Source organism: Kitasatospora sp. NPDC058048 (genome assembly GCF_042885555.1).
Taxonomy (GTDB): Bacteria; Actinomycetota; Actinomycetes; order Streptomycetales; family Streptomycetaceae; genus Kitasatospora; species Kitasatospora lactacystinica.
Genome location: NZ_JBHVRT010000004.1, coordinates 136,163 through 150,422 on the forward strand (window position 1 = coordinate 136,163; position 14,260 = coordinate 150,422).

General features: G+C 73.1%; 12 protein-coding genes. 8 read left to right on the forward strand and 4 right to left on the reverse strand.

Annotation, left to right across the window (positions count from 1 at the left end; translation table 11 throughout):
* Nucleotides 1-15: 15 nt before the first annotated feature.
* On the reverse strand, nt 16-759 hold the full coding sequence (locus ACFVVA_RS06000) for a cyclase family protein (protein WP_359902864.1): 744 nt from the start codon (nt 757-759) through the stop codon (nt 16-18).
* Between the two features lie 91 nt (nt 760-850).
* Between ACFVVA_RS06000 and ACFVVA_RS06005 the strand changes: the two genes are divergently transcribed.
* The 6 genes from ACFVVA_RS06005 (at nt 851) to ACFVVA_RS06030 (ending at nt 6,760) form a co-directional block, all read left to right on the forward strand.
* Complete coding sequence (locus ACFVVA_RS06005; protein WP_359902867.1) at nt 851-1,525, forward strand: UbiX family flavin prenyltransferase; 675 nt, start codon at nt 851-853, stop codon at nt 1,523-1,525.
* 119 nt (nt 1,526-1,644) lie between these two features.
* Nucleotides 1,645-2,103: an Lrp/AsnC family transcriptional regulator gene (locus tag ACFVVA_RS06010; protein WP_030055719.1), complete on the forward strand. Its 459-nt coding sequence runs from the start codon at nt 1,645-1,647 to the stop codon at nt 2,101-2,103.
* Nucleotides 2,104-2,106: 3 nt separating this feature from the next.
* Nucleotides 2,107-3,069: a threonine/serine dehydratase gene (locus tag ACFVVA_RS06015; protein WP_387686135.1), complete on the forward strand. Its 963-nt coding sequence runs from the start codon at nt 2,107-2,109 to the stop codon at nt 3,067-3,069.
* Nucleotides 3,070-3,121: 52 nt separating this feature from the next.
* A complete protein-coding gene (gene mqnE, locus ACFVVA_RS06020) occupies nt 3,122-4,285 on the forward strand; it encodes an aminofutalosine synthase MqnE (RefSeq protein WP_359902873.1) in 1,164 nt (387 codons plus the stop codon).
* 127 nt (nt 4,286-4,412) lie between these two features.
* Nucleotides 4,413-5,690, forward strand: coding sequence for a L,D-transpeptidase family protein (locus tag ACFVVA_RS06025; protein ID WP_387686138.1), 1,278 nt, complete (start codon nt 4,413-4,415; stop codon nt 5,688-5,690).
* A 122-nt stretch (nt 5,691-5,812) separates the two neighbouring features.
* The gene (locus tag ACFVVA_RS06030; protein WP_380542063.1) at nt 5,813-6,760 is read left to right on the forward strand and encodes a beta-ketoacyl-ACP synthase III; all 948 of its coding nucleotides are present in this window, start codon (nt 5,813-5,815) and stop codon (nt 6,758-6,760) included.
* Nucleotides 6,761-7,042: 282 nt separating this feature from the next.
* On the opposite strand, the gene ACFVVA_RS06035 is transcribed toward ACFVVA_RS06030, so the two are convergent.
* A complete protein-coding gene (locus ACFVVA_RS06035) occupies nt 7,043-7,690 on the reverse strand; it encodes a TetR family transcriptional regulator (protein ID WP_224284690.1) in 648 nt (215 codons plus the stop codon).
* Nucleotides 7,691-8,138: 448 nt separating this feature from the next.
* On the opposite strand from ACFVVA_RS06035, the gene ACFVVA_RS06040 reads away from it, so the two are divergent.
* The gene (locus tag ACFVVA_RS06040; RefSeq protein ID WP_387686142.1) at nt 8,139-10,526 is read left to right on the forward strand and encodes a PQQ-binding-like beta-propeller repeat protein; all 2,388 of its coding nucleotides are present in this window, start codon (nt 8,139-8,141) and stop codon (nt 10,524-10,526) included.
* Nucleotides 10,527-10,584: 58 nt separating this feature from the next.
* On the opposite strand, the gene galE is transcribed toward ACFVVA_RS06040, so the two are convergent.
* Entirely contained in the window at nt 10,585-11,571 is a 987-nt protein-coding gene (gene galE / locus ACFVVA_RS06045; RefSeq protein WP_359902884.1) for a UDP-glucose 4-epimerase GalE, read from the reverse strand.
* A 196-nt stretch (nt 11,572-11,767) separates the two neighbouring features.
* Here galE and ACFVVA_RS06050 point away from each other — a divergent pair, with 196 nt between their 5' ends.
* Nucleotides 11,768-12,892: a S1C family serine protease gene (locus ACFVVA_RS06050; protein WP_387686371.1), complete on the forward strand. Its 1,125-nt coding sequence runs from the start codon at nt 11,768-11,770 to the stop codon at nt 12,890-12,892.
* Nucleotides 12,893-13,027: 135 nt separating this feature from the next.
* On the opposite strand, the gene ACFVVA_RS06055 is transcribed toward ACFVVA_RS06050, so the two are convergent.
* Nucleotides 13,028-14,248 (reverse strand): sensor histidine kinase, encoded by a 1,221-nt coding sequence (locus ACFVVA_RS06055; protein ID WP_387686145.1) that lies wholly within the window; start codon nt 14,246-14,248, stop codon nt 13,028-13,030.
* Between the last annotated feature and the right edge of the window lie 12 nt (nt 14,249-14,260).

The window sequence follows — 14,260 nt, forward strand, 5'->3', positions numbered from 1 at the left end:
ACTCCGCTCGCCGGTTCAGCCCAGCCGGGCCACCGCCCGCACCGGTGCGCCGTCCGCCGCGACCAGCCGCAGCGGGAACAGCGAGACCTCCACCGGCAGGCCGGCCTCCTGGGCCGCCAGCAGCGGCCGCAGGTCGGTCAGGTTCTCGGCGATCACCCCGCCGCCGGACGCCCCCAGCAGCACCCGGTGGGCGGCCAGCGTGGGCTCCTCGGCGGTGCCGTGGTCGTGCTCGTCGGTGAGGTCGGCGAGCAGGGCGGCCACCGTGGGATCGCCCGGGCCCGGGTCGGGGGTCGGGTCGACGCTGAGCGCGTCCACCCCGACCGTCCGCACCCCGGCGGCGACGATGGCCTCGGCGGCGGCGGGGGTCAGGCTGGGGTGGGCGAGGTAGGCGTCGGTGCCCCAGTGCCGGGCCCAGCCGGTGGCCAGCAGCAGGACGGTTCCCTCGGCGGCCCGCTCCAGCGCGGGCGCCAGCAACTCGGGGGTGACGGCCGTCCGGGGCTCCAGCCCGCGCAGGTCGGCGACCACGGCCGGGCCGGTGAACCGCTCCAGCGGCAGCCCGTCCAGGGTCGGCCAGGTGACGTCCACGTGGTACGGCGCGTCCACGTGCGTCCCGGACTGCGAGCCGAGGTGCAGGGCCAGCACGTTCACCCCGGCGGTGGCGGTGGTGAGCGCGGGCTCCAGCAGGACGGCCGGGTCGCCGGGGTAGACGGGCATCGCGGTGGTCACCTGATGGGTGAGGTCGACGAGGGTCGCTGCCATGCGGCCCATCCTTCCAGGGGTCGGGGCTCCTGGACCCCCTCCCGGCCGGCCCGGGCCGAACGCGCAGGTCGAGGCGGGTCAGAATTGCCCCATGGGAACTGCGAAGCGTCAGCCGTGGGTGGTCGGGGTCTCGGGTGCGTCGGGGACGCCGTACGCGGCCTCGGTGATCCGCGCGCTGCTGGCCGCCGGCGAGGCGGTGGACCTGATCGTCAGCCGCGCCGCCCGGCTCACCATCCTGGACGAGACCGGCATCTCCTTCCGGGACGCCCACTGGCGCGCCGACCTGGCCGCCTGGCTCGGGAGCGACCGGGGCCTGGACGACGTCCGCTACTGGCCCGCCGGGGACTTCGCGGCCGGCCCGTCCAGCGGCTCCTACCCGGCCAAGGGCATGCTCGTGGTGCCCGCGACCACCGGCGCGGTGGCCGGGATCGCGCTCGGCCTGAGCAAGGACCTGCTGCAGCGCGTGGCCAGCGTCACCCTCAAGGAGCGCCGCCCGCTCGTCGTCTGCGTGCGCGAGACACCACTCAACGGGGTGACGTTGAAGCACTTGGTGGAGCTCGACGCGCAGGGGGCGGTCGTCCTGCCCGCTTCGCCCGGTTTCTACGCCGGCGGCTCCACCGTGCGCGAGCTCGTGGATTTCGTGGCCGGGCGGGTGCTGGACGCCGTCGACGTGCCGCATTCCCTGTACCTGCGCTGGGAAGGGGAGTTGGGCGCGGCCGCCCGCAGGACGGCCGGCGGCGACGGCGCTCCGGCTGAGGGGGAGTAAGGAGACCGGGGGCGGGAGAGTATCTTCTCTGCGATATCCGGGTCGGTCGGCGCAGGGCGCCTTTGAATCCGGATAATGATCTGTGGGTCTGGCGAGGTTCGGAAGGACGCGGACGGTATATGGACACGGTGGACAGACAGCTCATCCAGGCGCTCCGGGAGAACGGCCGCGCGTCCTACGCCGAGTTGGGCCGCCTGGTCGGGCTCTCCGGCCCGAGCGTCACGGACCGGATCAACCGCCTGGAGCAGGCCGGGGTCATCACCGGCTACCGGGCGACGGTCAACCCGGCCTCGCTCGGCTTCGGCGTGACGGCCCTGATCGGCCTTCAGCTCACCGACGCCGCGGACCACGAGGACGTGGCGTTCCGGCTGAAGGACCTCAACGAGGTCGAGGACTGCTGGTTCATCGCCGGTGACGACTCGTACATGCTGAAGGTCCGGGTGGCCGACGTGGCCGGCCTGGAATCGGTGGTCAAGCGGATCTCGGGCACGAAGGGCGTGGCCCGAACCCGCACCACCGTCGTACTCTCCACGAAGTGGGAAAACCGGGTGAGTGAACTTCCTCCTGTAGGAGAGTGACGCATGGCGCTGGTCGGTCTGGAGGAGCTGCGGGCGGCTCGGCAGCGGATCGCGGGGGTCGCCGTGCGCACCCCCCTGGTTCCCGCCCCCTGGGCGGCCGAGGGGGAACGGCGGCTCTGGCTGAAGCCCGAGAACCTCCAGCCGACCGGGGCGTTCAAGACCCGCGGCGCCTACAACCGGCTGGCCGCGCTCACCGAGGACGAGCGCGCCCGGGGCGTGGTCGCCCAGTCCAGCGGCAACCACGCGCAGGCGGTGGCGTACGCGGCCCGGACGCTCGGCATCAAGGCCGTGATCGTGATGCCGGACACCTCGCCCGCGGTGAAGGTGGACGCCACCCGCTCGTTCGGCGCCGAGGTGATCCTGGTCCCGCCGGAGGAGCGGGACACCCTGCCCGCCGAGCTGGCCGGGAAGCACGGCTACGTCTGGGTCCCGCCGTACGACGACCCGTTCATCATCGCGGGCCAGGGCACGGTCGGCCTGGAGATCGCCGAGGACGCCCCGGCCGAGCTGGACACCGTCCTGGTGCCGGTCAGCGGCGGCGGCCTGATCGGCGGGACGGCGGCCGCGCTCAAGCTCACCCGCCCCGGCATCCGGGTGATCGGCGTGGAACCCGAGCTGGCCGCCGACGCCCGGGCCAGCCTGCGGGCCGGCCGCCGGGTCGAGTGGCCGGTCGCCGACACCTACCGGACCATCGCGGACGGGCTGCGCACCCCGTCGCTCGGCGTGCTGCCGTTCGAGCACGTCACCGCCTACGTGGACGACATCGTCACCGTCACCGAGGACGAGATCCGCGCCACCGTGGCCGTGCTGGCCCGCCGCGGCCGGCTGGTCGCCGAGCCCTCCGGGGCGGTCGCCCCGGCCGCCTACTTCCACCGCGCCGCCGAGACCGGGGGCCAGGCGGTGGCGGCCGTGGTCAGCGGCGGCAACATCGACCCGACACTGCTCGCAGAGCTGCTCTCGGCATAGGCGTACGCTCATTCCGGCAAGGAATCGAATGTCGGAGGAGGCGGGTCACCGCATGGACGCAGGGCTCAAGCGCGAGCTGGAGGCGAAGGTCTACGCGGGTGAGCGGCTGACCCGCGAGGACGGGATCGCGCTCTACGAGAGCGACGACCTGGCCTGGCTGGGCGGGCTGGCCCACCACGTGCGGACGCGGAAGAACGGCGACGTCGTCCACTTCAACGTCAACCGCCACCTCAACATGACCAACGTGTGCAACGCGTCCTGCGCGTACTGCTCGTTCCAGCGCAAGCCGGGCGAGAAGGACGCGTACACGATGCGCATCGAGGAGGCCGTCCGCCTCGCCAAGGCGATGGAGGTCGAGTCCCTCACCGAGCTGCACATCGTGAACGGCCTGCACCCGACCCTGCCGTGGCGCTACTACCCGCGCTCGCTGCGGGAGCTGAAGGCGGCGCTGCCGAACGTCTCGCTGAAGGCCTTCACCGCCACCGAGATCCACTGGTTCGAGAAGATCAGCGGCCTGTCCGCCGACGAGATCATGGACGAGCTGATCGACGCCGGCCTGGAGTCGCTGACCGGCGGCGGCGCGGAGATCTTCGACTGGGAGGTCCGCCAGCACATCGTCGACCACGACACCCACTGGGAGGACTGGTCGCGGATCCACCGCCTCGCGCACAGCAAGGGCCTCAAGACGCCGGCCACCATGCTGTACGGCCACATCGAGGAGCCCCGCCACCGGGTGGACCACGTGCTGCGGCTGCGCGAGCTCCAGGACGAGACCGGCGGCTTCCAGGTCTTCATCCCGCTGCGCTACCAGCACGACTTCCACGACTCCAAGGACGGCGTCGTGCGCAACAAGCTGATGGCCCGCACCGAGATGGCCACCGGCGCCGAGGCGCTGAAGACCTTCGCGGTCTCCCGGCTGCTCTTCGACAACGTCCCGCACGTCAAGGTCTTCTGGGTGATGCACGGCGTCGCCACCGCCCAGCTGGCGCTCAGCCACGGCGCGGACGACATGGACGGTTCGGTGGTCGAGTACAAGATCACCCACGACGCGGACAACTTCGGCACCCCGAACAAGCTCGGCCGCGACGACCTGCTCGGGCTGATCCGCGACGCGGGCTTCCGCCCGGTGGAGCGCAACACCCGCTACGAGGTCATCCGCGAGTACGACGGCCCGGACCCGATGCGCCGTGAGTCCCCGCAGGCGATGCGCCTCTGACCGCGTTCCGGTCCTCGAAGTCCTCTGCCGCCCCGGCCGTCCGTCGGCCCGGGCGGCGGTTGTCTTCACGGCCTCCGCACGGGGCCCGGGTTTACCAACGGGTACGGCGTTTGGCAGGATCGACGGCATGTCCGGTTCTGATCGTGCCACCGCGTACCCGCCGCACCAGCCGACGCAGGAGCCGGTCGACCTGATGCCGCAGCAGCAGTACGAGAGCTTCCAGCCGTACCAGCAGCCGGTTCAGCAAGACGCCTACTACGGCCGGTACCAGCCGTACGAGCAGGCCCCTGACGGGTACTACGAGGCGTACCGGCAGCCGTTCCAGCCGTACGAGGCCGAACCCGTCCAGTACCCGGCCGAGCCCGGCTACGAGGCCGAGTCCGTCTACCGGGCCGAGCCCGTTCACGAAGCCGTGCCCGAGGCCCGCTACGAGCCTGTGCCCTACGCCCACTACGAGCCCGTCCACGAACCCGCGCCCGAGGCCCGCTACGAGGCCGCGCCCGTGGTGCTCGCCGCCGCGCCCGTGGCGGGTGGCCGGACGGCCGCGCGGGGACGGCGGCGCAAGGCCAAGCAGAAACGTCACGGCAAGGCCGTGATGGCCGGCACCGCGCTGCTGGTCGCCGCCACCGCCGGCTGGTACGCCGTCGGCCAGGACGGCGCCAAGCCCGGCATCGCCGCCGCAGACGGCCCCGGCCCGGAGGGCGTCAGCAAGCCCGACCAGCCCGGCTCGGCCCCCGCGGCCGCCCAGGCCGCCTCCGACCGGCAGGCCGCGGCCCCGGCCGCCGACCGCAGCCAGACCCGTACGGACGGCTCGGTCGCCGCGATACCCGGCCTCGGCGCGAAGTTCACCGCGCAGATACCCGCCGAGACCACCCAGGTCGTGGTCGCCTCCGGCCAGGACAAGAACACCGACAAGAACGCCGTCACCCTCTGGACCCGCACCTCCGAGGGCCGCTGGCTGGCCGGCGAGACCTGGCAGGGCCACAACGGCAAGAACGGCTGGACCACCGACCACAACGAGGGCGACCTGCGCAGCCCGATCGGTGTGTTCAACCTCACCGACGCGGGCGGCCGCAAGGCGGACCCGGGCAGCAAGCTCCCGTACGACAAGGACCCGAGCTTCGTGGTCTCCGGCACGGGCTTCTTCGGGGACCAGCTGGCCGGCTCCTTCGACTACGTGGTCGCGATCAACTACAACCGCGTCCCCGGCAACTCCCCGCTCGACACGCGCCGCCCGATGGGCTCCAAGAAGGGCGGCGGCATCTGGCTCCACGTGGACCACGACGGGCCGACCCACGGCTGCGTGTCGATCCCCGAGGACAAGATGGCCCAGCTGATCCGCACCCTGGACCCGGCGGCCCACCCGGTCATCGTGATGGGCGACACCGCCGCGCTGGCCGCCTGACCTCGGGGTACGCGGAACCCGGGCCCCCCAAGGCCCCTTGTCCACCTCCTACAGATCGAGGGGGCGGATCCTGTCGCCGGTCATACCATGCTGACCAGCGGGTAACCCGGTTCCATGGCAGTATGAGCGGTTCTCGCATTGTGGCACTCGGGCACTACCAGCCCCCCAAGGTCCTCTCCAACGCCGACCTGGCGGGGCTCGTCGACACCGACGACGAGTGGATCCGCACCCGTGTGGGCATCCGCACCCGGCACATCGCCGAGGAGGAGAGCCTGGTCGACCTCGCCACCGAGGCCGCGCAGAAGGCCCTCGCCAACAGCGGCCGGACCGCCGCGGAGATCGACCTCGTCGTGGTCGCCACCTGCACCGCGATCGAGCGCAGCCCCAACACCGCCGCCGCGGTGGCCGCCCGGCTGGGCGTGCGCTCGCCCGCCGCGTACGACATCAACACGGTCTGCTCCGGCTTCTCGTACGCCCTGGCCACCGCCGACCACGCGATCCGGGCCGGCTCGGCCCGCCGCGCCCTGGTGATCGGCGCCGAGCGGATGTCCGACACGCTCGACTGGACCGACCGCTCCACCTGCGTGATCTTCGGCGACGGCGCCGGCGCCGCGGTGATCGAGGCCCAGGAGGAGGGCGGCGAGCCCGGCATCGGGCCGGTGGTCTGGGGCTCCGAGCCGGAGCGGGGCGACGCCGTGGTGATCACCGGCTGGGACCCGGTCATCAGCCAGCAGGGCCAGGCGGTCTTCCGCTGGGCCACCACCCAGCTCGCCCCGCTGGCCCGCCAGGCCTGCGAGCGGGCCGGGATCGACCCGTCCGAGCTCAAGGGCTTCGTCCCGCACCAGGCCAACCTGCGGATCATCGACACGATCGCCCGCAAGCTGGGGCTCGGCGAGGACGCGGTGGTGGCCCGGGACGTGGTCCACTCGGGCAACACCTCGGCCGCCTCCATCCCGCTGGCCTTCTCCAAGCTGGTCGAGCGCGGCGAGCTCTCGCCCGGCGACCCGGTCCTGCTCTTCGGCTTCGGCGGGGGCCTGGCCTACGCCGGCCAGGTCGTGCGCTGCCCCTGACCCCACGGCGCCGCACGGCCGCCGCACGGCGCCGCACGGCCCCCTGAACGGCTCCGCAAGGGCCCCGGAACGGCACCACGACGCCGTCCCGGGGCCGCACCCCGTCCGAACCCCGGACATGCCGGTGGGCGGGCACCCTGTCCCGGGTGCCCGCCCACCGGCATGTCTGGCGCGCGTGCGGTACGTCGGCGGACCTCCCCCGAGGACACGGCCGCCGTCCGTCGTTCCCCGGACAGGAGGCCGGGGCTGCGCGCGGAGCGGATGATGGGTCGGAGAACGGTCCTACTTGGGCGCCTTCTTGCCGGTGACGCCCAGGTACACCAGGGGAGCGAGGTTGGGCTTGAGGTCCTTGACCTTGACGCCCCAGGAGGTGAAGGCCTTCTGGTGCTCGGCCGCCGAGGCGAGCAGCGAGACCAGGGCCCCGGCCACGGCGTTCGGATCGAGCGACTTGTCGGCCTGACCCTTCGCCTGGAGTTCCTTGACGGCCTCCGCGAGTGGCTTGGCGACCGCGTTGAGGACCGTCATGCGGATCTTGAAGAACCGCTTGTCCCCTTCGGCGGCACCGAGCGTGACCACTCGGAGAATGGCGTCGTTCTTGCGCCAGAAGGCGAGGAATCCGTCGACCAGTTCTTCCGAAGTGGTCGGTCCGGACTTCCCTGCCCAGGACTTTCCGGCCACCAGCTCTTTGAGCTGGTCGGCGTCCTTGGCCATTTCCTCGGCGATTTCGAGGACAGCGCCCTCGACATCCGGGAAGTACTGGTAGAAGGTCGCGGGGGAGGTACCCGCCATACGGGCGACGTCGATGACCTTGACGTCCCGATAGGGCGACGTGCTGAGCATCTCGCGGAGGCAATCGAGCAGCTTCTGCCGCGTCTCCTGTCCGCGTCGCCCGGCGACGCGACCGTCGACGGTGCGAACTTGTCCTGTCATGCCGTCAGCTTACCGTGGCACGATCTTGGCGCGATTCGGTGATGCGACTATTACTCCGCACGGGGGTTGGTATAGCGGCATGAACCACTTCGGACGGATATTCACCGGGCTTCGAAGCCCCTGTTGAAGCCCCCCCGTGTGCTTTTGACCTCACAGCGTGACGGCGAGTCCGCTGAGGGGTGATTGGGTGACAGAGCGTGACGACGGCCGAAGGGTGCCGTCCCGTCCGGAAGTGGATGGTCCGGGGCTCCGGGCGCAAGCCGCCCCCGGAGCGGGCGTCAGGATCCGGCCGTTCCGTCCTCGCTGGTCAGAGGGCTGTCCGGGGCGTCGTCCGGGCCCGGACGACGGGTTCCGGGGGATGGGGGAGGTTGGATATGCGTAGGACGGCATTGGAGAATCGGGTCCGGCACCACGCGGCGGGTGCGGACAACGGGGAGGTGGCAGCGGAGTGGACCAGCTGACGGCGCACGATCCGAGGCGGATCGGGCCCTTCGAGGTGCTGGGGCGGCTCGGCGCGGGTGGGATGGGGCTGGTCTACCTGGCGCGTTCCGCGTCGGGGCGGCGGGTGGCCATCAAGACCGTGCGGGGTGAGCTGGCCGAGGACGAGCTGTTCCGGGTCCGCTTCGCCCGGGAGATCGCGGCGGCCAAGACGGTCGGCGGCTTCTACACGGCGGCCGTGGTGGACGCGGACGCGGACGCCCGGGTGCCCTGGCTGGCCACCGCGTACATTCCGGCCCCCTCGCTGGAGGACCTGGTCGAGGACTGCGGCCCGCTGCCGGTGGAGGCCACCCGCTGGCTGGTCGCCGGAATCGCGGAGGCCCTCCAGTCCATCCACGCGGCAGGGCTGATCCACCGCGACCTCAAGCCCTCCAACGTCCTGGTGGTCGAGGACGGCCCGAAGGTGATCGACTTCGGCATCGCGGCCGGGGTGTCCAGCACCCGGCTCACCATGACCAACGTCGCGGTCGGCACCCCCGCCTACATGTCCCCCGAGCAGGCCCGGGACAGCCGTACCGTCCGGGGCGCCAGCGACGTCTTCTCGCTCGGCTCGCTGATGGTCTTCTGTGCCACCGGGCACCCGCCCTACCGGGGCTCCAACCCCGTCGAGACGGTGTTCCAGCTGCTGCGCGAGGAGCCGGACCTGACCGGCATGCCGCCGGAGCTGATGGACCTGGTCCGCGCCTGCATGCAGCAGGCCCCCGAGCGCAGGCCCACCCCGGCGCAGATCCAGACCGAGCTGGCCCCGCACCTCTTCTCGCGGGACGACGCCTCCGGCGAGGCCGGGGAGTGGCTGCCGGCCAACGCGCTGGAGCTGATCGAGCGCAAGCGGGGCCGCCGTGCGGCCGCCCCGCCGTCGCGCCCGCCGGCCGGCCCGGCCCAGCCGCCCCCGCATCCCCAGGGCCCGCCCGCGCACGTCCCGCCCGCCCACGTCCCGCCGCAGCACCTCGGACCGGCCGACCCGCGCACCAACCCGGGCGGGCGGCACGCCCAGTCGCCGGCCGGGCCGGTGCACAGCCTGCCGCAGCCGGGCCCGCACTCGGACGCCGAGATCCCGACCGCGAAGATCGCCTCCCCGAACCGGCACCGGGCGCCGACCGGCGGCTCCGTCGAGGTGCAGCTGTCCGGTGCCTCGGTGCGGATAGGCCCGGGGCCGCGGGCCGAGTACGAGCAGCCCGGCCCGAGCACCGCCCCGGCCACGACCGACTGGGTCCGCCGGGCCCCCACCCCGCCGCCCGCGCCGGTCGCCCGCTGGCGCCCCTGGCGGTTCCGGATGTCCAACGACGTCTGGGGCACCCCGGTGGTCGCGGACGGCACGCTCTTCGTCTCCAGCTTCGAGGTGCACGCGCTGGACATCGCCTCCGGCGAGCGCCGCTACAAGACCCGGGACGTCGCCTGGGCGCTCGCGGTGGACGCCGGCCGGGTGCACGCGGCGGACGGCCCGCACCTGTACACCGTGGACGCCGCGGACGGCACCGAGCGCTGGCGCACCTCGCTGGACGGCTGGGTCTACTCGCTCTCCGCCGCCGACGGCGTGCTCTGCTGCGGAATCAGGGGCGGCGGCGTCCAGCTCCGCTCGGCCGCCAACGGCGCCGAGCTGTGGCGCGCGGACGACGCCCAGCAGGACTACGAGAACCCGCAGTCCGGCCCGGTCCTGGTGGGCGGCGCCGCCTACTACTACGGCGGCGGGCGGCTGCGCTGCGTCGACCCGCGCGGCGCGGGCCTGCGCTGGTCCTTCCCGGTCGGCGAGGACGTGCCCTCGCACCCGGTGGAGCGCGGCGGCGTGCTGTACGTGTCGGCCGGCACCCGGGTGTACGCGCTGGACGCGGCCAGCGGGGTCGAGCGCTGGCGCTTCGAGGCCCCGGTGGTGCTGTTCACCCCGCCCGCCCTGGACGCCGACGCGGTCTACGTGGCCGACTACCTGGGCACGGTCTACGCGCTGGACGCGGCCACCGGCCTGGACCGCTGGCGCGGGGTCACCGGCCGCCGCCAGGGCGCCGACCCGGTGGTGGTCGCGGACGGCATGGTGCTGGTCGGCAACGGCGAGGTGCTGTACGCCTTCGAGGCGGCCGGCGGCCGGGAGCGCTGGCGCTACACCGCCCGCGGGGAGATCGTCGGTTCCCCGGCGGTGGCCGACGGCCTGGTGCACCTGGGCAGCCGGGACCACTCGCTGCACACCCTGGACCTGGCGAGCGGTCAGCTGCGCTGGGAGCTCGGCACCAAGGGCGAGCTCACCGGCTCGCCGGTGGCGGTCGGCGGCCGGGTCTTCGTCGGCTCCAAGGACCGCTGCGTGTACGCGCTGGACGCCTTCTACGGCACGGCGGTGCCCGCCCGCTGAACCGCGGGGCGGACACCGCCGGGTCGGCGCCGCCGGAGCGGCGGCGCCGGGTCGGGCCTCAGGCCTTGCGGGCCCCGGGGTGGCGGCTGCACCAGCCGTCCCACGCGGAGGAGACCATTTCCGTCACGTCGTGACGGGCGGTCCAGCCCAGCTCGCGGTGGATCAGGTCGGCGGAGGCCACCACGCGGGCCGGGTCGCCGGCGCGGCGCGGGGTCACCTCGGCGGCGGTGTCGTAGCCGGTGACCTTGCCGATCACCTCCAGCATCTCCTTGACGCTGACGCCCTCGCCGCGGCCGATGTTCAGCACCAGGGAGGTCGCGCCGGCCGGGTCGGCGGCCATCCGCTTGGCGGCCGCCACGTGCGCCGAGGCGATGTCGGAGACGTGGATGAAGTCGCGGACGCAGGTGCCGTCCGGGGTCCGGTAGTCGTCGCCGAAGATCCGCGGGGCCTCGCCGGCGGTGAGCCGCTCGAAGACCATCGGGATCAGGTTGAAGACCCCGGCGTCGGAGAGCTCGGGGGAGGCGGCGCCGGCCACGTTGAAGTAGCGCAGGGCCACGGTGGACATGCCGTGGGCCTTGCCGGCCGCGGCGACCAGCCACTCGCCGGCCAGCTTGGTCTCGCCGTACGGGCTCATCGGGGCGCAGGGCGTGGACTCGGTGACCAGGTCGACGTCCGGCATGCCGTAGACCGCGGCGGAGGAGGAGAAGAGGAAGCGCTTCACCCCGCCCTCGGCGGCGGCCTCCAGGACGGTCTGGAGGCCGATCATGTTCTCGCGGTAGTACAGGAAGGGCTGCTCGACGGACTCGCCGACCTGCTTCTTGGCGGCGAAGTGCAGGATGCCCTCGACGCCGTGTTCGCGGATCGCGGCGTCCAGGGCGGCGCGGTCCAGGGTGGAGCCCTCGATCAGGGGGACGCCGGCCGGCAGCCGGGAGGCGTCGCCGGTGCTGAGGTCGTCCAGGACGGCGACGCGCTCCCCGGCGTCGAGCAGCTGTCGGACGACGTGTCCGCCGATGTATCCGGCACCGCCGGTGATCAACCAAGTCATGTGCCGATCCTAGGCGTTCGGATTCGATCGCCACGTTCGGGCGAGCCGGGGCCGCAAAGCGGACAAAACGGTGAAAAGCTGAGCAGGATTTCCGTGCGTCCACACCTGCGCCCGTTCGGCGCGGTGACGAATCGGAGGCAGCCAGGTGCGCCGTCACAAGGAACACGCCAACCCGCTGCCCGCCGGGCCGCGGCCGATCGGGCCGAAGCCGCCGGGCGGGCGGCTGCCGGGGGCCGTCGCGGTGGCGCTGGCGGCCGCGCTGGCACTGGCCGGGTGCAGCAGCGGCACGTCCTCCTCGTCCACCGTCGCCGCCACCGGTCCGTCCCCGGCCGCAGGCTCCCCGCAGGCCGCCTCGTCGTCCGGCCAGACGAACGGCGGGATCCAGTTGCAGGACGCCTACCAGGCGGTGATCGCCAACGTGCTGCCCTCCGTGGTGCAGATCACCACCGGCGACAGCCTCGGGTCCGGGATCGTCTACGACGACAAGGGCGACATCGTCACCAACGCCCACGTGGTCGGCACCGCGACCACCTTCACGGTGACCCTCGCCAACAGCACCACGGCGCTGGACGCCGGCCTGGTCGCCAGCTACCCCGACTCCGACCTCGCGGTGATCCGGCTGAACAACCCGCCGAGCGGTCTCAAGCCGGCCAGCTTCGGCGATTCGGGCAAGGTCCAGATCGGCCAGATCACCCTCGCCATGGGCAGTCCGCTGGGCCTCTCCAGCAGCGTCACCCAGGGCATCGTCTCGGCCATCGGGCGGACCGTCTCCGAGCCCCAGGGCCCGGGGTCGCCGGGCGCCACGATCAGCAACATGGTGCAGACCTCGGCGGCGATCAACCCGGGCAACAGCGGCGGTGCGCTGGCCGACCTGGACAGCAAGGTGATCGGCATCAACACCCTCGCCGCGACCGAGCCGCAGACCAACGGCGCGGCCGCCCCCGGCATCGGCTTCGCCATCCCGGCGAGCACCATCACCAACATCGCCGACCAGCTGATCAAACAGGGCAAGGTCACCAACTCCGGCCGGGCCGCGCTCGGCATCACCGCCCGGACCAGCTTCGACCAGCAGTTCCAGCCCTCCGGCGCGGTCATCGTGACGGTCACCCCGGGCGGGGCGGCGGCCTCGGCGGGGCTCCAGGCCGGGGACGTCATCACCAAGATCGGCGACACCCAGGTGGACTCGCTGAACGCGCTCACCACCGCGCTCGCCTCGCTCAGCCCGGGCACCAAGGTCACCGTCACCTACACCCGCAACGGAGCCACCAAGACCGCCGACGTCACCCTCGGCGAGCTGGCAGCCGCCCAGACCTCGCCCTGAGCCCCGGTACGGGGACGCCGGGCCGCACGCCGCGCAAGGGCTCAGCGGGCCGGGTGCCGTACCGGACCGGCGCCGGGACCTCGTCTCCGCCTCGACGAGGTCCCGGCGCCCTGCCGTGTCCGGGGGAGGGGCCGCTCAGCGGCGGGCGGCGCGGGTGCGCCAGGGCAGCTCGACGGTGACGGTGGTCGGGCCGCCCTCGGGGCTCTCCACCAGGAAGACCCCGTCCACCGCGCGGATCCGCTCGGCCAGCCCGGCCAGTCCGCTGCCCGGGTAGGGGGCCGCGCCGCCCTTGCCGTCGTCCTGGACCAGCACCATCAGCTGGTGCTCCGAGCGCCAGACCTCGACCGAGGCGGAGCGGGCGCCGGCGTGCTTGGAGACGTTGGTCAGCAACTCGCTGACGGTGAAGTAGGCGATGCCCTCGACCGCCGAGTCGGGGCGCTCGGGCTGCCCGTCCGGGCCGGTCAGGTCGACGTTCACCCGGACCCCGCCGGGGACGGTGCAGCGGGCGGCGACCGAGGACAGCGCGGCGTCCAGGCCGCGGTCGGTGAGCACCGCCGGGTGGATGCCGCGGGCCAGGTCGCGCAGCTCCTGGAGGGCCAGCTTCACCTCGCCGTGGGCGTTGTCGACCATCCTGGTGGCGGCCGCCATGTCGTCCTCGGACTCCACCTCGCGCAGCCGCTCCTTGGCCATGCCGAGGTCCATCGCCAGCGCGACCAGCCGGGCCTGGGCCCCGTCGTGCAGGTCGCGCTCGATCCGGCGCAGGTCGGCGGCGGCGGTGTCGACCACGGTGCCGCGGTCGTCCTCCAGCTCGCGCACCCGCTCGGCCAGGGCGCCCGGGAAGAGCAGCGACTCGATCAGGATGCGGTCCACCGCGGCCAGCCCGCGGACCACCCAGGGCAGCACCGGCCAGAGCGCGATCACCGAGATCAGGGTCAGCGCGAAGCTGAGCACGCCCCAGGGCAGCATCAGTACGTTGTAGAGCGCCGAGCGCCAGTTCAGCAGGTCGGTGAGCTGGGCGATGGTGTAGCCGACCAGCCCCGGGCGGCGCGGCTCCACCGGCTGCGGCTCGTCGATCCCGGAGTCGTAGGCCGACCGTGCCCGCCGCCGGCCCAGCGCGCCCAGGGAGCGCGAGAGCGCCAGGCCGCCGGCCAGCAGCGGCAGGCCGATCACGGTGATCGACAGCCCCAGGCCGACCGAGAGCGTGGCCACGGCCAGTACGAAGCCGAAGATGCCGAGCGGCAGGTTGAGCAGCAGTCGTCCGACCTGGTGCCACATCCTCCTGCCGTACAGCGGCGGGCGCTCCATCCGAGCGTCCTGCTCCTTGATGGCGTCCACGGCGCGGTGCAGCGGCTTCATCGGATCTACCGT